This window comes from Pseudomonas sp. LRP2-20 (assembly GCF_024349685.1).
In the GTDB taxonomy this organism is placed as follows: domain Bacteria; phylum Pseudomonadota; class Gammaproteobacteria; order Pseudomonadales; family Pseudomonadaceae; genus Aquipseudomonas.
The window spans coordinates 2,827,222-2,845,020 of the sequence record NZ_AP025944.1; the positions used below are offsets into that span (position 1 = coordinate 2,827,222).

At 63.6% G+C, this 17,799-nt stretch carries 15 protein-coding genes, 2 pseudogenes and 1 riboswitch; of the genes and pseudogenes, 7 read left to right on the plus strand and 10 right to left on the minus strand.

Annotation, left to right across the window (positions count from 1 at the left end):
• The first annotated feature begins 124 nt into the window (after positions 1–124).
• Together OCX61_RS12525 and OCX61_RS12530 are read left to right on the plus strand one after the other, a co-directional pair.
• A complete protein-coding gene (locus OCX61_RS12525) occupies positions 125–1,618 on the plus strand; it encodes a sensor histidine kinase (protein ID WP_261944094.1) in 1,494 nt (497 codons plus the stop codon).
• Positions 1,593–3,020 (plus strand): sigma-54-dependent transcriptional regulator, encoded by a 1,428-nt coding sequence (locus OCX61_RS12530; protein ID WP_261944095.1) that lies wholly within the window; start codon positions 1,593–1,595, stop codon positions 3,018–3,020. Before OCX61_RS12525 ends, OCX61_RS12530 begins: the two co-directional genes overlap by 26 nt.
• A gap of 135 nt (positions 3,021–3,155) precedes the next feature.
• Here OCX61_RS12530 and OCX61_RS12535 read toward each other — a convergent pair whose 3' ends face one another.
• From OCX61_RS12535 to OCX61_RS12545, 3 genes are all read right to left on the minus strand, one after another.
• Positions 3,156–3,458, minus strand: coding sequence for a hypothetical protein (locus OCX61_RS12535; protein WP_261944096.1), 303 nt, complete (start codon positions 3,456–3,458; stop codon positions 3,156–3,158).
• 83 nt (positions 3,459–3,541) lie between these two features.
• Positions 3,542–4,894, minus strand: a complete 1,353-nt coding sequence (locus OCX61_RS12540) for a GntP family permease (RefSeq protein WP_261944097.1) — start codon at positions 4,892–4,894, stop codon at positions 3,542–3,544.
• A 111-nt stretch (positions 4,895–5,005) separates the two neighbouring features.
• Positions 5,006–5,545, minus strand: coding sequence for a gluconokinase (locus OCX61_RS12545; RefSeq protein WP_261944098.1), 540 nt, complete (start codon positions 5,543–5,545; stop codon positions 5,006–5,008).
• 206 nt (positions 5,546–5,751) lie between these two features.
• Here OCX61_RS12545 and gnuR point away from each other — a divergent pair, with 206 nt between their 5' ends.
• The 3 genes and pseudogenes from gnuR to OCX61_RS27345 all read left to right on the plus strand — a co-directional run.
• On the plus strand, positions 5,752–6,771 hold the full coding sequence (gene gnuR, locus OCX61_RS12550; protein WP_261944099.1) for a transcriptional regulator GnuR: 1,020 nt from the start codon (positions 5,752–5,754) through the stop codon (positions 6,769–6,771).
• 220 nt (positions 6,772–6,991) lie between these two features.
• Positions 6,992–7,621, plus strand: a pseudogene (locus OCX61_RS27340) (PAS domain-containing protein); the annotation flags it as partial.
• 156 nt (positions 7,622–7,777) lie between these two features.
• Positions 7,778–8,206: pseudogene (locus OCX61_RS27345) on the plus strand (methyl-accepting chemotaxis protein); the annotation flags it as partial.
• Here the strand turns inward: OCX61_RS27345 and OCX61_RS12560 are convergent.
• The 7 genes from OCX61_RS12560 to OCX61_RS12590 all read right to left on the minus strand — a co-directional run bounded on the left by OCX61_RS12560 (position 8,181) and on the right by OCX61_RS12590 (position 14,682).
• Positions 8,181–11,456, minus strand: coding sequence for a transporter substrate-binding domain-containing protein (locus OCX61_RS12560; RefSeq protein WP_261944307.1), 3,276 nt, complete (start codon positions 11,454–11,456; stop codon positions 8,181–8,183). The pseudogene OCX61_RS27345 and the gene OCX61_RS12560 sit on opposite strands and share 26 nt — an antisense overlap.
• 14 nt (positions 11,457–11,470) lie before the next feature.
• A complete protein-coding gene (locus OCX61_RS12565) occupies positions 11,471–12,085 on the minus strand; it encodes a response regulator transcription factor (protein ID WP_261944101.1) in 615 nt (204 codons plus the stop codon).
• Between the two features lie 214 nt (positions 12,086–12,299).
• Positions 12,300–12,542 carry a DUF1272 domain-containing protein gene (locus tag OCX61_RS12570; RefSeq protein WP_261944102.1) on the minus strand — a complete coding sequence of 81 codons (243 nt, stop codon included), beginning with the start codon at positions 12,540–12,542 and terminating at the stop codon, positions 12,300–12,302.
• Positions 12,543–12,603: 61 nt separating this feature from the next.
• Positions 12,604–13,356: a precorrin-4 C(11)-methyltransferase gene (cobM, locus tag OCX61_RS12575; protein ID WP_261944103.1), complete on the minus strand. Its 753-nt coding sequence runs from the start codon at positions 13,354–13,356 to the stop codon at positions 12,604–12,606.
• Positions 13,357–13,386: 30 nt separating this feature from the next.
• A complete protein-coding gene (locus OCX61_RS12580) occupies positions 13,387–13,779 on the minus strand; it encodes a cobalamin biosynthesis protein (protein ID WP_261944308.1) in 393 nt (130 codons plus the stop codon).
• Positions 13,780–13,796: 17 nt separating this feature from the next.
• The gene (locus OCX61_RS12585; RefSeq protein ID WP_261944104.1) at positions 13,797–14,489 is read right to left on the minus strand and encodes a CbtA family protein; all 693 of its coding nucleotides are present in this window, start codon (positions 14,487–14,489) and stop codon (positions 13,797–13,799) included.
• Positions 14,490–14,496: 7 nt separating this feature from the next.
• Entirely contained in the window at positions 14,497–14,682 is a 186-nt protein-coding gene (locus tag OCX61_RS12590; protein WP_060512890.1) for a CbtB domain-containing protein, read from the minus strand.
• 108 nt (positions 14,683–14,790) lie between these two features.
• Positions 14,791–15,015: riboswitch (cobalamin riboswitch) on the minus strand.
• A gap of 401 nt (positions 15,016–15,416) precedes the next feature.
• Here OCX61_RS12590 and OCX61_RS12595 point away from each other — a divergent pair.
• Both OCX61_RS12595 and OCX61_RS12600 read left to right on the plus strand, forming a co-directional pair.
• A complete protein-coding gene (locus tag OCX61_RS12595) occupies positions 15,417–16,265 on the plus strand; it encodes a helix-turn-helix transcriptional regulator (RefSeq protein WP_085678937.1) in 849 nt (282 codons plus the stop codon).
• Positions 16,266–16,349: 84 nt separating this feature from the next.
• On the plus strand, positions 16,350–17,744 hold the full coding sequence (locus OCX61_RS12600) for an aspartate aminotransferase family protein (protein WP_261944105.1): 1,395 nt from the start codon (positions 16,350–16,352) through the stop codon (positions 17,742–17,744).
• Positions 17,745–17,799 lie beyond the last annotated feature (55 nt).

The window sequence follows — 17,799 nt, forward strand, 5'->3', positions numbered from 1 at the left end:
CGTAGCAGGTAACGCGCGACAAATGGCGGTGGCAACCGCCCTGGTGGGGTGGCATCAATTTGCTACTATCGGTAGCAATGCGCTGACCACCTTCTGAACGGACTCCCTGTACGGGAACGACGCGATGCAGATGCTGGATGAAGAGGTTCCCGCAAAGCCCGCCGCACTGCCCAGCAGCAGCGGCCTGGCTGTGCCGCTTCGCGAGTTCAACCTGCTGCGCTGGTTCTCGGTGATCAGCTTGCTGATCATCGCCTCGGTGGCAGGTGGCCTGGGTTATGTGTCGACCCGCTTCGTGGTGCGCGACAGCGTCCAGCGGGATGCCATGCTCACGGCCCAGTTCATCCAGTCCCTGGCCGTGGCCGAAGTGCGTCATTCGCAGCTGCCGCCCGGCACCACCATGGGCGAACTGCTCAACCCGCGCCTGGACCAACAGCACCTGCAGGTCAGCCCGGCCTTGGCCGAGGCCACCCGGGTCGAGTTTCTCGACCACGTCGAGCACTTGCCGGATACCTTGCTGGCCATTGCCTATGCCCGTGACCACAGCATCGTCTGGTCCACCAACCCCGAGCTGATCGGCAAGCGCATTGAAGGCGACGGCGAGCTGGAGCGCGCGTTTCGTTCGCGCAAGGCGGTATCGGCCAGTTACCACAAGGCCGATGAAGATCGCGAAGAGCAGAAATTCCTGCGCGAGCCCCAATACCTGTTCATCGAAAACTACATTCCCCTGTTCGACAGCCAGGGCGACCAGGCCATGGCCATGGTCGAGATCTACAAGGAGCCCCAGGACCTGGTGCGGCGTATCCAGCGTGGTTATGTGCTGATCTGGGCCTCGACCCTGGTGGGTGGGGCGCTGATCTACTTTGGCCTGTTCTGGATCGTGCGCCGCGCCGCGTACATGCTGCAGCAGCAACAGGACCGGCTGGTGGCCAGCGAAACCTATGTGGCGCTGGGCGAGATGTCGTCCGCCGTGGCCCACAGCTTGCGCAACCCGCTGGCCAACATCCGTTCCAGCGCCGAGCTGGCAGAGGAAATAGCCAGCCCGCAGGCGCAGAAGAACATCAGTGACATCATCAGCCAGGTCGATCGCATGTCGCGCTGGGTACGCGAGCTGCTGGTGTCGCTGCGCCCGGCCAGCGATAGCGCCGAGGCAGTGGACCTGGTGGCGGCGATCGAAGATACCCACCTGGCCTTTGCCCAGCAGATCGAGCGCAACGGCGTACGTTTCAGCTTCGAAGGGCCGCAGACGCAGTGGGTGGCCAGCCAGCCGCTGCAGTTGACGCAGATTCTCAACAGCCTGTTTTCCAATGCCCTGGAAGCCATGCCCAAGGGTGGCGTCCTGCATGCGCAGGTCACCGTGCAGGAGGGCCTGCGCGCGCAGCTGCTGCTCAGCGACACCGGCAAGGGCATGAGCCAGCAGCAGGAAAGAATGGTGTTCAAGCCTTTCTACACCACCAAGCAGGGCGGCCTTGGCGTAGGCCTGGCCCTGGTCAAGCGGATCATGGAACGGTTTGGCGGCTCGGTCAGCCTGAGCAGCCGTGAAGAGGAAGGAACCCGCGTCAGCCTCACTTTCAATATCGCAGCGGGAGGGGACCATGGAGCACAGCATCCTGGTAGTTGAGGATGATGAAATCCTCGGCGACAACATTCGCACCTATCTGAGCCTCAAGGGCTTCGAGGTGACGCTCTGCCACAGTGCGGAGCTGGCGCTGGAACAGATCAAGCGGGCCCAGCCCGATGCGGTACTGACCGACAACTCGCTGCCGGGCATGAGCGGGCACGACCTGCTGCGCACCCTGGTGTCGCAGGCGCCGGACCTGAAGGTGATCATGATGACCGGTTACGGCAATGTCGAAGACGCCGTGCAGGCCATGAAGGAGGGCGCGTTCCACTACCTGACCAAACCGGTGGTGCTGGCCGAGCTCAAGCTGACTCTGGAAAAGGCCTTGGCTGCCGAACGCATGGAGCGCACCCTGTCGTTCTACCAGGAACGCGAGGCGCAGAAGTCCGGGTTGCAGGCGTTGATCGGTGAGTCGCCAGCAATGCTCACACTCAAGCACACCCTGCAGCAGGTGCTCGACGCCGAGCGGCGCATGGCAATGGACGACCTGCCACCGGTATTGATCGAAGGCGAGACCGGTACCGGCAAGGAGCTGGTGGCCCGCGCGCTGCATTTCGACGGCTCGCGCAGCAAGGGGCCATTCATCGAGTTCAACTGTGCCTCGATCCCGGCCAATCTGCTGGAGGCCGAGCTGTTCGGTCATGAGAAGGGCGCATTCACGGATGCCAAGGAGCGCCGCGTGGGCCTGGTGGAAGCGGCCGATGGCGGCACGCTGTTCCTCGACGAGATCGGCGAGATGGACCTGGTACTGCAGGCCAAGCTGCTCAAGCTGCTGGAAGATCGCAGCATCCGCCGCATCGGTGCGGTCAAGGAACGCAAGGTCGACCTGCGGGTGATCAGTGCCACCAACTGCAACCTTGAGCAGATGGTACAGCAGGGCAAGTTCCGTCGTGACTTGTTCTTCCGTTTGCGCATCATCGCCCTGAAGGTGCCGCGGTTGTATGCCCGGGGCCAGGATGTGCTGTTGTTGGCCCGGCATTTCCTGGCGCATCACGGGCGCCGCTACGGCAAGCCGAACCTGCGTTTCAGTGCCGAGGCCGAAGCCTTGATGTTGAGCTACAGCTGGCCGGGCAATGTGCGTGAGCTGCGTAACATGCTGGAGCAGACAGTGTTGCTGGCTCCCAACGAAGTGGTGCAGGCACACCAGTTGAACCTGTGCATGGCCTTGATCGACGAGCCTGTGGCGGCTCAGCCCACCGCGACCGTGTACGAAATGCCAAGGCATGAGCCCGAGCCGGGCACCAGCCTGCCGGACATGGAGCGTGATTTGGTGTGCAAGACGCTGGATCGTACTGACTGGAATGTCACCAAGTCGGCGCGGATGCTCGGCCTGTCGCGCGACATGCTGCGTTACCGCATCGAGAAACTGGGGCTCACCCGGCCTGACAAGCGCCAGTGGTAGACCGCAAACTCGCTTGTACTGGCGAACGAATATCCTGTGGGAGCGGGTTTACCCGCGAAAGCGATGAAAGATTCACCGTCGCATTCGCGGGTAAACCCGCTCCCACAGGTCGTTTGGCTGGCGAATAATGGGGTATCAACGCTGACTGCCACTGCTTCCATCAGCGCCTTGGCCCCCGGTCCCTTCCGAGCCGCTGCCATCCATCCCCGGCAGGTCGCGGTTATCATCCTGCCTGGCTGGCGGGTGTTGCGGGTCATTGCCTTGAATGCGCGGATCGGTATCCCGAGGCATGGGCTTCTCGATCGGGTTCAGGGTGCTGTCGACACCCGGCTGCGGTGCCGGGTTATGCGGGTCATCGGGATAAGTGGGGCCGGTGCCGACCGCCAGGGCCAGCGGTGAGGTGAGCAGGGCGAGCAGCAGCAGGGTCGAGCGGGGCATGGCAGGCTCCTTTGCGTAGGGTAGGGCTCATACCTGTGTTGGGCCCTACCCGACAGCTCTGGTGCCATCCCCCCGATCAGCGGTCACACCACTGTCGACAGCGCCATGATGAAGATGATGCCTACGATCGACAGGATCGTCTCCATCATGCTCCAGGTCTTGAAGGTTTCGGCCACGGTCATGTTGAAGTACTGCTTCACCAGCCAGAACCCGGCGTCGTTGACGTGGGACAGGATCAGCGAGCCGGCGCCGGTGGCCAGTACCAGCAGTTCACGGTTGACCCCGGGCACCAGGTCGATTACCGGGGCGACGATGCCGGCGCCGGTAATGGTCGCCACGGTCGCCGAACCTGTGGCGATGCGGATCACCGCCGCCACCAGCCAGGCCAGCATGATCGGTGATATCTGGGCCTGCACGGCCATCTGCCCGATCACGTTGCCCACGCCGGTATCCACCAGCATCTGCTTGAAGCCGCCACCGGCGCCGACGATCAGCACGATGGCCGCCGTCGGTGCCAGGCTCTGGTCGAGCATCTTCATGATCTGCTGGCGGTTGAAGCCGCGGGCCGAACCGAAGGTGTAGAAGGCCAGCAACAGGGCGGCGAGCAGCGCGGTGATCGGGTGGCCGATCAGGTCCATCCACTGGCGGAAGATGTGCTCGGCCGGCAGTACCACGTCGGCGAAGGTCTTGAGCAGCATCAGCGCCACGGGCAGCAGCACGGTGACCAGAGTGATGGTGAAGCTTGGCAGGTTGCTCTGGTCCGACTCCTTGGCAATCTGGTCCATCAGCTCCTGCGACGGGTTGCCCGGGATGTAGCGGGCAATGAAGTTGCCGAACAGCGGGCCGGCGATGATCGCCGTGGGCAACGCAACCAGCAGGCCATAGAAGATGGTCTTGCCGATGTCGGCGTGGAAGATGCCGATCGCCAGCAGCGGGCCCGGGTGTGGCGGGACCAGGCCATGCACCACCGAAAGCCCGGCCAGCAGCGGAATGCCGATCTTGATCAGCGACACCCCCGAGCGCCGTGCGACGATGAACACCAGCGGGATCAGCAGCACGAAGCCGATCTCGAAGAACAGCGGGATGCCGACCAGGAAGGCGGCGAACATCATTGCCCAATGCACGTTCTTCTTGCCGAAGGCGCGGATCAGGGTTTGCGCGATCTGGTCGGCGCCACCGGAGTCGGCCATCAGCTTGCCGAGCATCGTGCCCAGGGCGAGGACGATGCCGACGAAGCCGAGCACACCACCGAAACCGTCCTGGAACGACTTCATGACCTTGGCCACCGGCATGCCGGAGGTCAGGCCGAGGAAACCGGCAGCCAGGGTCAGGGCGACGAAGGGGTGGACCTTGAAATGGGTGATCAGCAGGATCAGCCCGACGATGGTGACCAGCGCGTCGAGCAGCAGGTAGGTATCTGTAGCCAGTCCGAACATGGTTTTGATGCCTCGGTCTTATCGTTGTTTTGGGCGTAGCTTTTATGGAACGTCCGTCGCCTTGGGGCGCCGGGACAGCGCTATCTTTGGTGAGCCGGGAAAACCGCCGGTTCAGGCAGTCCGCGCCAGCTTCCGGTCACCGCAGGGCTTTAGCCAGGCATCGACCCTTTCAGCGAGTACCGCAATCGGTTGAGTGGCGTCCAGCGGCAGGGTCAGCGGCTCGCCGTGGGGCGGCTCGAGGGCAGCGAACTGGCTGTCGATCAGGCTGGCCGGCATGAAGTGGCCGGGGCGGGCGAGTACGCGTTTTTCCGCCTCGGCAGGAGTCAGTTCGAGGAACACGAACACCAGCTCTGGCATTGCCGCGCGCAGCGTGTCGCGGTAACGACGCTTGAGCGCGGAGCAGGTGAGAATTGGCCGTTCGCCAGCCTTCACCGTCGCTTGCAGCTCTTGGCCCAGGCGCACCAGCCAACCGGCACGGTCGTCGTCGTCCAGAGGGATGCCAGCGCTCATCTTGCGGATGTTTTCGGCAGGGTGGAATGCGTCGCCTTCAATGAGGCGACCACCGCTTCGCTTGGCAATGGCCTCACCGACGCAGCTTTTGCCGCAACCGGCCACGCCCATCACCACGATGGCGGACAGGGGAGAATTCATCAGTACCTCCTGCGGGGTGAGACAGCGCTGTCTCGTCATGGACGAAACGCCACCTCCCCAGTGTTATTGATCTTGTCCTTACGCAGTATGGACGCTTGGCAGCGTGCTGCAGTGGCCACTACCAAAGATTACATTGCCTGCGTCCTGAGACAGCGCTACCTTAGTGGCCGTTCCCCATTCCTGCAAGTAGTAAAATTACAACATTCATGTCTCGCTCAGGCTCTCGCACCACAGGTCGTCCCACGCTGGCTGAAGTCGCCAGGCTCTCCGGGGTTTCCCCAATTACCGCTTCGCGCGCGTTGCGCGGCGTGAGTACGGTCGCCCCGGAACTGGTAGAAAAGGTCATGACAGCTGCCGCATCCCTGGGCTACGTCGCCAACCCTGCGGCCCGGGCGTTGGCCTCGGCGCGCAGCCAGTCGGTGGTGGTGTTGATCCCGTCGTTGTCCAACCAGCTGTTCATCGACACCCTCGAGGCCATCCACGAGGTCATGCGCCCCCGTGGGCTCGAAGTGCTGATTGGCAACTATCACTACGACATCGACGAAGAAGAAAACCTGATCCGCAATTACCTGGCCTATCAGCCCTGCGGCATGCTGCTGACCGGTTTCGATCGCAGCGACGCGTCGCGGCAGATGCTGGCAGCCAGCGGCGTGCCTTGCGTGCACATGATGGAGCTGGGCGGTCAGGCGGGCGCCTTGTCGGTGGGCTTTTCCCAGCAGCAGGCCGGGCGGGCCGCCGCAACGCACCTGATTGCGCGTGGCCGGCGGCGCCTGGCGTTCATTGCCGCGCAGCTCGACCCACGGGTGATGCAGCGTGCCGAAGGCTTCCGCCAGGCCCTTGCCGAAGCCGGCATGCAGGCCACCGAGCTGGAGATCCTGGCGCCGCAACCGTCGTCCATTGCCTTGGGCAGCGAACTGTTCAGCCAACTGTTGGCCCAGGCGCCCGATGTGGATGGCATTTTCTTCTGCAACGACGACCTGGCCCAGGGCGCGGTGTTGCAGGCGTTGCGCCAAGGCATCGAGGTGCCGCGCCAGGTGGCCATGGTCGGCTTCAACGACTTGCCGGCTTCGGCGCACATGGTGCCGCGCCTGACCTCCATCCGCACCCCACGGGCTGCCGTTGGTCGGGGGGCGGCCCAGGCGCTGCTGGCATTGCTCGATGGCAAGCGGGTAGCGACCGAACAGCAGGACCTGGGCTTTGAACTGATGGTGCGCGAGAGCTCGTAAGGTTACTCAGGAACCTTCGCTAACTAATTAATTGCAAAGTGATATCAAACTGCTTGCGCGGCAACAATGCCGATCTATGCTCAGAAAACCCTGGGCATCAAAGGATCCTGGCGCCATGTTCGACTTCCACCGCAAGTCAGATTTGCTCGAAATCCAGAACACCCGCAAGGCCTTGGCCGAGACCCAGGCCAAGCTCGCCGCGATCAGCCGCTGCATGGCGATGATCGAGTTCGCCCCCGACGGCACCATTCTCGATGCCAATGCCCAGTTCTGTCAGGCCATGGGGTACAGCAGAGAAGAGCTGCGCGGCAAACACCACCGCCTGTTCTGTGACCCAGGCTATGCCAAGAGCGCCGAGTACCAGTTGCTGTGGCATGAATTGGGGCAGGGCAAGGCCATCAGCGGCACCTTCGAACGCATTGACAAGGCCGGCCGTGAAGTGTGGCTGGAGGCCAGTTACATGCCGGTGCTCGACGAGCAACAGCAGGTCACCAGCGTGATCAAGGTGGCGGCTGATATCAGCCAGCGGATCAAGGACGAGCACGAAAGCGAAAGCCTGCTCAAGGCCATTGGCCGGTCCATGGCCGTGGTTGAGTTCACCCCGCAAGGGCGGGTGATCAAAGCCAACCGCAACTTCCTCGAAACCATGGGCTATTCCCTGGAAGAAGTGCAAGGCCGTCACCATGGGCTGTTCTGCCTGCCCCATGAGCGCGAATCCGGCGCATACCGCGAGTTCTGGGCTTCGCTCAATCGCGGCGAATATCACTCGCACCGCTTCGAACGGGTCAACAAGCAAGGCCAGACGGTGTACCTGGAGGCTTCGTATAACCCGATCTTCGACAGCAAGGGCCGCTTGTACAAGGTAGTCAAGTTTGCCAGCGACATCACCGCGCAGGTCAGTACCCAGCAGAGCGCCGCCACAGCGGCCCATGCCAGTTCGGTGCAGACCGATGCCTGCGCGCGCAAGGGCAGCGAAGTGGTGCAGCAGACCGTGGAGGTCATCGAGCAGATTTCCCAGGAGCTCAATGACGCCGCGCGCAGCATCGATGCGGTGAGCAAGCAATCGGATGTGATCGGGCAGATCGTGCTGACCATCCGCGGCATCGCCGACCAGACCAACCTGCTGGCCTTGAATGCGGCCATTGAAGCGGCCCGGGCCGGTGAGCATGGCCGCGGCTTTGCCGTGGTGGCCGACGAGGTGCGCAGCCTGGCGGCGCGCACCAGCAAGGCAACGCTGGAGATCGTCGATGTGGTGCGGCAGAACCACGACCTGTCATTGACCGCCGTGGCCAGCATGCAGTCGAGCCTTTCACGGACTGGGCGGGGTGTTGCCCTGGCCAACGAGGCGGGTACGGTGATCATGGAAATCCAGCAGGGTTCTCGTCACGTGGTCGATGCCATCAGCCAGATCAGCTCGACGCTGCAATTGAACTGAGGCTGTCGCCCAGGTCCCGCAACAACGCCTGCAGGCTCACTTCCAGCTGCAGGCGCAGTGCCTCTGTCGGCAGCCCTTGGGCATGTGCCTGCTCGATGGCCTCGCATGCCTTGACCACCCCGCGTACCCGCAGCATCTTGGCGCCCCCTTTGATGCGATGGGCGAGGGTGTGCAATGCCTCATGGTCAGCGGCGGTATCCAACGCTTGCAGGGCGGCAAGGTCTTCGTCGGCACTTTGCGTGAGTTGTTCGAGCAGGCGCCTGGTCAACGCCTGGTCACCCTGGGTCAGGTGACGCAGTTCATTCAGGTTGAAGCCGCTCGCCCTGGGGGCCGAAGTCGGTGTGCGGCTGAGCCCGTGCGGCAGGTGAGCCTTCAATGTCCGCAACCCGATGGGCTTGAACAGGCAGTCGTCCATACCACTCTCCAGGCAGCGTTGACGCTCCTCGGCCTGGGCATTGGCGGTCACCCCGAGCATGCAGCAGGCAGGCTGGCCGCGTTCTTGCTCCAGCTGCCGAATCCTGCGGGCCAACTCATGGCCATCCATCACCGGCATGCTGCAGTCAGTGATGACCAGGTCGAATCTGTGCGCTTGCCACAGGGCCAGCGCCTTTTCGCCATTTTCGGCAAGCGTCACCTGGTGGCCGAGGCTGTTGAGCTGTTTTTCCAGCAGCATCAGGTTGGCAGGGTAGTCATCGACCACCAGCACATTCAGTGGCCTGCTGTCGGTTTCATCGGCAGCTGCGCTGTGCTCCACGGATGCCGACGGTGCGCTCAGTGGCAGCGGCAACTGGACCAGTACCCGGGTGCCGACACCTTCCACGCTTTGCAGGTCTAGCCTGCCCCCCATCAGTTCTGCCAAGTTGCGGCTGATCACCAGGCCCAGGCCAGCACCCTGGCTGGCCCGTGGGCCTGAGGCCTGGGTGAAGGTGTTGAACAGCCGCGCCTGATCCTGGGTGGCAATACCGATGCCGGCGTCGCTCACGCCCAGCTCGACCAAGGCGGTGTCGCCCGATGCCGAGGGTTTGCATGCAAGGCGGGTTATCACGTCGCCTCGGTCGGTGAACTTGATGGCATTGCTCAGCAGGTTGGAAAGGATCTGCTTGAGCCGCAACGGGTCAGCCAGGACCCAGAGCGGTTCGCCTGGCAGATCGCCTTGCAGGTGCAGGCCTTTTATCCGTGCATTGCCCTCGAACACGCGCAGGGTGCTGCGTACCAGGTCGACCAGGTCAGTCGCCACCGGCTGCAGGGTCATGTGCCCGGTTTCAATGCGCGAGATGTCGAGGATGTCGCCAATCAGCCCGAGCAGGCCGATGGCAGAGTCGTGAGCGGTTTGCAGGGTCTGGGTGTCGCAGTGACCCGCACGGCTGTCCTGCAAAGCCAGTTCCAGCAGGCCGATCACCGCGTTCATGGGGGTACGGATCTCATGGCTCATGTTCGCCAGGAACGAACTTTTGGTCTTGCTGGCCTGTTCAGCTTCGTCCTTGGCTTGGCGCAGCTGCTCCAGCAGCCCGCGGCTGAAGGCCAATTGTGTCTGCAGCGCGCGTTGAGCTTCGGTGCGCTGGTGGATCAGTTTGCGCAAGTAGCTGTTCCAGAACACCACGCCCGCCAGCAGCAGGGCAGACAGCACCAGCACTTGCAATGCCAGTGTGCGGTAGTTGCGCCAAGGGCTGTCGCTGACCAAGGTGCTGGTGCGCCAACGGTTAATCAGCTGATCCAGCTCTTCGGGGGGGATGCTCATCAATGCCTTGTCGAGGATGGCCTGCAATTGTGGTTGGTCAGGCGCAACGGCAAAGGCGGCGGCAGCCGGCTCGTCGCCCATGACACTGGCGATGCGCAGCTGCCCGTTGAACACGTGGTTGATGTAGTACGACGCATTGATGTAGCTGCTGTAGGCGACGTCGGCATCGCCATTGGCCACGGCTTCCATGAGGCCAAGTGAGTTATTGACCATGACCAGTTTCGCCTGCGGAAAGCGGCGCTGTACTTCGGCGCGCAGGTGGGAGCCATGGAGCAGGGCGATGCGCTGCCCGTCGAGGTTTCTGCTTTGCAGAGGCCAGGGCGTCTGGCTGCGTGTCACCAGCACCCTTGGGCTGACCAGATAGGGGCGGGTGTAGCGCAGCTGCGCCGCGCGTTCTGTGCCATAGCCCAGTGCCCCGATCATTTGCGCCTTGCCGCGTGCTACTTGTTCGACCATCTGCTGCACGGTGGCCTTTTCGACGAACTCGAACTGCAGGCCGGTGCGCAGGGTGATCTGCTTGAGCAGGTCAATGGTGATACCGCTGACATGCTGGTGGGCGTCGTTGAAGGTCAGGGGGGCGAGGGCGGTGTCGACCAGCACGCTCACGGTCGGGTGGCTGGCTATCCAGTGCTTCTCTTCGTCAGACAGCGCGGACAGGTGGCGTTCCAGCAACAGGCTGGTATTGCCACTGCTCCAGCGGCGCAGGATGTTGAGGCGTTCGCTTTCGGTGATCCTGGCCATGGCGCGATCGACGAGCTTGCGCAGCCGCAGGTTGTCGTTGGCGAAGGCGAAGGCAAACTTTCCGGGAGTCGCCTGGCTGAAATGGTCGATCTTCATCATGCCCTGGTAACTTTTGCCAATCAGGTAATCGGTGCTGATGGCATCCCCCAGGTAGGCGTCTGCCTCACCCAGCTCGACGGCTGCCAACCCCGCCAGGGTCGAGCGATAAAGGCTCAGTTGTGCCCTGGGATAGAGTGCACGGACCGCCTCGCCAGGCAGGTAGTGGTCGACCATCGCCAGGCGTAGCCCGGCCAGGTCCTTGCCATGCTGCAAACTGGTGTTCTGGCGAGTCACGATGACCGGCAGGTCATCGGCATAGGGCTGGCTCAGGCTGAGCTGGGCATCGGCAGCCTCGAAGCCGTTGGAACTGCCGAGCATGTCGATCTTGCCTGTGCGCAACGCGGCGATCGCCTCGTGGCGACTGGCGAACCGTCTGACTTCAATCGGGATGCCCAGCTGTTCGGCGATCAGCCCGGCATAGTCGGCACTCAGGCCCTCGTAATCGGCCAGGCTGACGTTTATCTCGAAGGGGGGGTAATCCGGCCGTGAAGTCCCCAGCAACAACGTGCCGCGCTGCTGCAGCCACTGGCGGTCTGCGTCTTCCATTTGCAGCGTTTGCGTGGCACTGGTGGCGCGAGCCAGTAAATGCCGTGGCTCACCGTCGGCGAGCACCACGCGCGGGAAGCAGACCAGGCTGACGATCAGGGGCAAGCTGGCCAGTACACGTTTCATGTTCACCGGGGCGCTCAGTTGACGTGGTTGCGTTTGGCCAGATCAACCATTTCCACCAGTGATTCGGTCTTGAGCTTCTCCATGATGCGGCCACGGTAGGTGCTGATGGTCTTGGCACTGAGGTTCATGCAGGTGCCGATGCTCTTGTTGTTTTCACCCCGGCTCAAGCGCCGCAGCACTTCCATCTCGCGGTTGGACAAGCTGCCCAGGCGTTGCGGCTCGCTCTCCAGGGTGTTGCTGTTGACCGACATTTGCGGAAAGGTGGAGTAGCCCTTGATCAGTGCCTTGATGGCGAACACCACGGCCTCGAGGTCTTCGCCTTTGGTGACGAATGCACCGATGCCGGCATCCAGGCAGCGGCGCACGTATAGATCGGTGGCTTGCCCGGTGAGCACCATGATTTTCGGTGCTGGGGCCAGTTGCTGCAGGCGTTTGATGACCTCCATGCCATCCAGGCCGGGGAGCCCTATGTCGAGCACCACTACATCCGGGCGCAAGTCGCGCACAGCCTGCGCCACTTCACTGCCATCCGAGACTTCGCCGACGATTTTAAAGCGCTCGCGCTCGAGCAGAATACGCAAGGAAAAACGGACGATGGCATGATCATCAACGATCAGCACGGTTGTCATGTCACTAACTCCTGTCGGAATGTGGTCGGTTACTTGCAGCAATCAGGAAGACATCTGCAAGCCTTTTCTGCTGTGCGGCACGATACGACCATTCCAGATCTCTGGTAATGGCGAGTATAGATGTGTTGAACAAGCGAGCCGGTATTGTAGAAATTTCCTACAAAACAGCCGTTAAGGCACCGCCAGAGACGGCGATGCCTGTGCTGGGGAGAGGTCAGGCGCGGGTGGGGTGAGGCTTGAGGATGCGCTGGGTCGAGGCAGGGTTGTTGCTCAGGGCCTGGCCCACCCGCGTAGGGCGGGCCAGCAACTGGCCACCGCAGTTCGGGCAGCGCCCCTGCAAGCGGCTGTCGGCGCAGTGGCGGCAGAAGGTGCATTCGAACGAGCAGATCATGGCGTCAGGGCTATCGCCCGGCAGATCGGTATCACAGCATTCGCAATTAGGGCGCAGCTCCAGCATGGGTATCCCTCCGGTCTGGTCAAAAGCGCAGTCTGCTCCGCCTTTCGTCGCGTTGGCAATGCTAGTCACCAGGGCGGTACAGGTGGGCGTGGCCGGCGCGGTACAACGCCGACTCGGTGAACGGCGCATCGCCGAGCACATGGCCAACCAGGATCAGGGCGGTGCGCCGGAAGCCTTTGCTGGCAACCTGCTCGACGATATCGGCCAGCGTGCCGCGTACCCAGTCCTGGTCTGGCCAGGTGGCGCGATGAACCACCGCGACCGGGCAGTCGGGGCCATAGTGGGGCAGCAATTCTGCGATGATGCGTGGCAGGTGCTTGACCCCAAGGTGAATGGCCAGGGTGCTGCCGTGCCGGGCCAGGTCGCCGAGCTGTTCGCCTGGGGGCATGGGTGAGCTGTCGCCGTAGCGGGTGAGAATGACCGTCTGTGCGACTTGCGGCAGGGTCAGTTCACAGCCGAGCAGCGCCGCGCTGGCGGCGGTAGCCGTGACCCCTGGGATGATCTGGTAATCGATGCCCAGTTCGCGCAGGTGGCGGATCTGCTCGCCGATGGCACCGTACAGGCTGGGGTCGCCACTGTGCACCCGGGCCACGTCCAGGCCCTTGGCATGTGCGGCGCGGATGGCGTCGATGATCTGCTCCAGGTGCAGTTCGGCGCTGTTGATGACAGTCTCGGCCTGATGGCCTTCGAGCACCGCTGCGGGTACCAGGGAGCCTGCGTAGATGATCACCGGGCACTGGCGGATCAGGCGCTGACCCTTGACCGTGATCAATTCCGGGTCGCCGGGGCCGGCGCCGATGAAGTAGACCGTCATGGCAAATCCTTGATTAGATGAAGGCGGCGATTATCTGCCGCAGGCCAGCGCCAGGGTAGCCGGGCCGAGCACCTGCCGGGCCACCTTGAGGGTGGCGTTTGCGTGGTTGAGGTTGGCCAGGGCCAGTGCCGTGCTCTCGGCCACGCCCCAGCAGCCGCTGTGGGCGTAGGCGACTGCGGAGCGGTGGCTGAGTTGTGGCTCGAATGCCTGCAATTGCTCGACATCGAAAACCACCAATGGCAGGGCGTGACGGGCGGCGAGTTGTTGCAGGCCCGGTTCATCGGCTTTGCCGGCGACGCTGGCAATGCCGCGAAGTGCTGTGGCACTCAGGCCATGACGTTCCAGCACTTCATGCAACAAGCGCTCGAGGACCGCCACTGGGCAGCCACGGCGGCAACCGAAGCCGGCGTACAGCGCCGGCATGGGCGGGTCGATGGTCATCAGGCGTGGCTGGGGCGGCGATACAGCCAGGCGCTGAGCAGGCCCAGGGCCACCCAGAACGCCGCGTTGGTCAGCCAGGAAGCGATCTTGAACTGGGTCTCCAGGGCTTGCGGGGCCAGGCTTTCGTGGACCTCCGGCTGCGGTGCGCCGATCACGTGGGGTACCACCAGCAACACCGCGCCCAGTACCTTGAGCAAGCCGTGGCGGGCGAACACCAGTAGCGCCAGGCCCAGTGCAGTCGCGGCGGCGGTGCCGATCCACCAGCTCTGGCGCTGACCGAGGTCGGCGGCGGCGGTGCCGGGCAGCTCTGGTGGCAAGCCCAGGGTCGGGGCCAGGCAGAACACGGCGAAGCCGGCCAGCCCCCACAGTGCGCCGGTGCTGGTACGGCCTGGTTCACGCAGGCTGTACAAGGCGGCGAGGATCAGGGCGAAACCGACGGCGACCACCAGGTTGCCGCCGGTGGTCGACAGGATGCGCTGCCAGCCATCTTCTGGCGCCCAGGCTTCTTCGCTGTGGCTGTGGCCAGCGCCGGCCTCTTCGCCGTGGCTGTGGTGCTCGGCAGCGGGGGCGGCCGATTCATAGGTTTCCGCCTGGAGGATCAGCGGTGCGACCCAGAAGCTTTGCAACAGGGTCAGCAGCAGGGCGGCGAGCAGGCCGCTGAACCCGGCAGTGCGGGCAATGCGCTTGATCATGGCAGCCTCAGTGGCAAGGGAAGGCGGCGCTGTGGCGGGTGTCGTGCGCGGCATTGTGCACGGCTTCGATGTGCGAGAAGCCGGCAAAGTAGACCAGGCACAGGCCTAGCAGGCTGGCGCCGACGGCGATGACCATGCGCTGGCTGAGGGTGACGGGAGTGGCGATGCTGTGTTTGGCGCTGGTGACGGGCATGACGCGATCCTCTGCTTTGCTTATTGATAGACAATGGGGCAACGGACAGGCGCGGCAGCCCCGGGTGCGAGGCGCCCGAGGGAATGCGACAGCGCCCGCCCACCGCGGGGTGTTCATGAACGCCAGGCCGGTCTCCGGGCTTGCGAGGAGGAGCAGGGCTCCTTGATAAAGCATCACCTTCCCATGCCGGACTGCGTGGCACAGTGGTCTGGACGCTTCGCTCGCTTACCGTTGCGGGGGCAGCACCGGATTTGCCCGGCCCTGGCGAGGGCCTGCGACGCACCGATTTCCCGTTTCACCCCCAGTGGGGGCACCTGACGCAAGGCGTAAGGAGAGCACGCGGCGCGGGTGGCGTCAAATGTAATGGCTTGCCGATGGGCTTGCAGCGCCTGGGAGAACGAGCGCCGCCCGCGCGGCGCATCGCGAGCTGCGCTCGCTCCTACGTTTGTTTCGGGCCAATTATTCCTGGTGGATTTGCGCGCGAACGCCTTGGTGCATGGCGCGATAACACGTCGTATCAACCGGGCGGCCGCGCGCGTCTGTCACAGGCGTTACTGGCCAGAAACAAACGTAGGAGCGAGCGCAGCTCGCGATGCGCCGCGCGGGCGGCGCTCGATCTCCCAGGCGCTGCAAAACCATCGGCAAGCACGTAGCTCACCCCGAAGGGTGATGGCCTGCCCCCCGCCCCCATGCAAGAATCCCAACCACAACAACCCCGGCATGGGACCACGACAATGAGCAAAGACCGGCTGAAATCGCCCGACTGGTACGCGCAGATGGCCCGTGTCGTAGACGCCCAGGGCTCGCCGGGCTTCGTCGAGGCGCTGTTCGCCGCGCTCAAGCTGATTGCACCATGCCAGGCCATCACCGTGTTTCTCTACCCGCGCAAAGGCCTGCCCTCGGCGCTGTTCGAAAAGGACGAAGAAGGGCCCTGGCTGCCGGAAGGCAATATCCAGAAGTACCTCGAAGGCTACTACCTGCTGTGCCCGTTCTACCGTGCCTGCATGGACGGCATCGCCCCCGGTTGTTACCGCCTCAGCGACGTCGCCCCCGACCACTTCAAGCGTAGCGAGTACTACCTGGCGTTCTACCAGCACGCCCACCTGGAAGACGAACTCAACTTCATCGTGCCACTCGACGAGCACCTGACCATCGCCGTGGCCCTGGCCAGCACCCGCCGCCTCGACCGGCAACAGGTCAATGACCTCAAGTGCGTGGCCCCGTGGGTCGTGGCCACGGTGCGGCGGCAGTGGAGCCACCTTGATGTCGACGCCCTCGGCGGGCGATTCGAAAGCGCCTTGGGCCGGCAGATCAACGCCGCGCTGAACAACTTCGGCTCTTCCTTGCTCACCGAGCGCGAGTGCCGCATCGCCCAGTACCTGCTGCGTGGCCACTCGACCCGTTCCCTGGCCGAGCGCCTGGGCATCAGCGAGGACACGGTCAAGACCCACCGCAAGAACCTCTACACCAAGCTCGATATCGCCAAGCAGTCCGAACTGTTTTCACTGTTCATCGACTCGCTGGCCCAGGCCCAGGAAGGCCTGAGCAAGGACCCGCTGGAAAGCTACCTGCGAAGGCGCTGAACGCGCCGTTTCACCCCACCTGTTTTTACTGTCAGCGGTCTGGCAGGGACAACTGCACGCCGCGTTTTACCCTGGAGAACAACAATGAACGCACCGTTCCAAGCCAAGCTGCAAACCCAGCGCGATACCCGTGACTACCAGGCTGGCGACGCCGCCCACCACATCCATGCCTTCCTCGACCAGAAGGCGCTGAACGCCGAAGGCCCTCGGGTGATGGTGGGTGGCGAGCGCTTGCACCTGTGGGACAGCGACGGCAAGCGCTACCTGGACGGCATGTCGGGCCTGTGGTGCACCCAGCTTGGCTACGGCCGCAAGGACCTGACCGCCGCAGCCGCCGCGCAGATGGATCAGCTGGCCTACTACAACATGTTCTTCCACACCACCCACCCAGCGGTGATCGAACTGTCCGAGCTGCTGTTCAGCCTGCTGCCGGGCCACTACAGCCATGCCATCTACACCAACTCCGGCTCCGAGGCCAACGAGGTGCTGATCCGCACCGTGCGCCGCTACTGGCAGGTGGTCGGCCAGCCGAGCAAGAAGATCATGATCGGCCGCTGGAACGGCTACCACGGCTCGACCCTGGCAGCCACCGCCTTGGGCGGCATGAAATTCATGCACGAGATGGGCGGGATGATCCCGGATGTGGCGCATATCGACGAGCCATACTGGTACGCCGCCGGCGGTGACCTGACCCCGGCCGAGTTTGGCCGCCGCTGTGCCCTGCAACTGGAACAGAAGATCCTCGAACTGGGCGCCGAGAACGTTGCCGGTTTCATCGCCGAGCCGTTCCAGGGGGCTGGCGGCATGATCTTCCCGCCGGAAAGCTACTGGCCGGAAATCCAGCGCATCTGCCGTCAGTACGACGTGCTGCTGTGTGCCGATGAGGTGATCGGTGGCTTTGGCCGCACCGGCGAGTGGTTCGCCCACGAATACTTCGGTTTCGAACCGGACACCCTGTCGATCGCCAAGGGCCTGACGTCGGGTTACGTGCCGATGGGCGGCCTGGTGCTGAGCAAGCGCATTGCCGAGGCGCTGGTCGAGCGTGGCGGGGTGTTTGCCCACGGCCTGACCTATTCCGGGCACCCGGTGGCGGCAGCAGTGGCCATTGCCAACCTCAAGGCGCTGCGTGATGAAGGCATCGTGCGCCAGGTGAAGGAAGACACCGGGCCCTACCTGCAGCGCATCCTGCGCGAGGTGTTCGCCAACCACCCGCTGATTGGCCAGGTGCAAGGCGCCGGCCTGGTGGCGTCGTTGCAGTTCGCCGAGGACAAGGGCAGCCGCAAGCGCTATGCCAATGAAAACGACCTGGCCTGGCAGTGCCGCACCTATGGCTTCGAGGAAGGGGTGATCATCCGTTCGACCCTGGGGCGGATGATCATGGCGCCGGCCCTGGTGGCCAACCACAGCGAGCTGGATGAATTGGTGGAGAAGACGCGGATTGCGGTGGACCGCACGGCGCGGGGGCTGGGCATTCTCTAGTGTTGAAAGCGGGGCCGCCTTGCGGCCCATTCGCGGGCAAGCCCGCTCCCACAGG

Bases quoted from the DNA above. Each gene is read 5' to 3' on its own strand.
- OCX61_RS12525 (WP_261944094.1), top strand. From the start codon at position 125: ATGCAGATGCTGGATGAAGAGGTTCCCGCAAAGCCCGCCGCACTGCCC.
- OCX61_RS12600 (WP_261944105.1), top strand. From the start codon at position 16,350: ATGAACGCACCGTTCCAAGCCAAGCTGCAAACCCAGCGCGATACCCGT.
- OCX61_RS12595 (WP_085678937.1), top strand. From the start codon at position 15,417: ATGAGCAAAGACCGGCTGAAATCGCCCGACTGGTACGCGCAGATGGCC.
- OCX61_RS12570 (WP_261944102.1), bottom strand. From the start codon at position 12,542: ATGCTGGAGCTGCGCCCTAATTGCGAATGCTGTGATACCGATCTGCCG.
- OCX61_RS12560 (WP_261944307.1), bottom strand. From the start codon at position 11,456: ATGAAACGTGTACTGGCCAGCTTGCCCCTGATCGTCAGCCTGGTCTGC.
- OCX61_RS12545 (WP_261944098.1), bottom strand. From the start codon at position 5,545: ATGAATTCTCCCCTGTCCGCCATCGTGGTGATGGGCGTGGCCGGTTGC.
- OCX61_RS12530 (WP_261944095.1), top strand. From the start codon at position 1,593: ATGGAGCACAGCATCCTGGTAGTTGAGGATGATGAAATCCTCGGCGAC.
- OCX61_RS12565 (WP_261944101.1), bottom strand. From the start codon at position 12,085: ATGACAACCGTGCTGATCGTTGATGATCATGCCATCGTCCGTTTTTCC.
- OCX61_RS12540 (WP_261944097.1), bottom strand. From the start codon at position 4,894: ATGTTCGGACTGGCTACAGATACCTACCTGCTGCTCGACGCGCTGGTC.
- cobM (WP_261944103.1), bottom strand. From the start codon at position 13,356: ATGACGGTCTACTTCATCGGCGCCGGCCCCGGCGACCCGGAATTGATC.
- OCX61_RS12580 (WP_261944308.1), bottom strand. From the start codon at position 13,779: ATGCCGGCGCTGTACGCCGGCTTCGGTTGCCGCCGTGGCTGCCCAGTG.
- OCX61_RS12590 (WP_060512890.1), bottom strand. From the start codon at position 14,682: ATGCCCGTCACCAGCGCCAAACACAGCATCGCCACTCCCGTCACCCTC.
- OCX61_RS12535 (WP_261944096.1), bottom strand. From the start codon at position 3,458: ATGCCCCGCTCGACCCTGCTGCTGCTCGCCCTGCTCACCTCACCGCTG.
- OCX61_RS12585 (WP_261944104.1), bottom strand. From the start codon at position 14,489: ATGATCAAGCGCATTGCCCGCACTGCCGGGTTCAGCGGCCTGCTCGCC.
- gnuR (WP_261944099.1), top strand. From the start codon at position 5,752: ATGTCTCGCTCAGGCTCTCGCACCACAGGTCGTCCCACGCTGGCTGAA.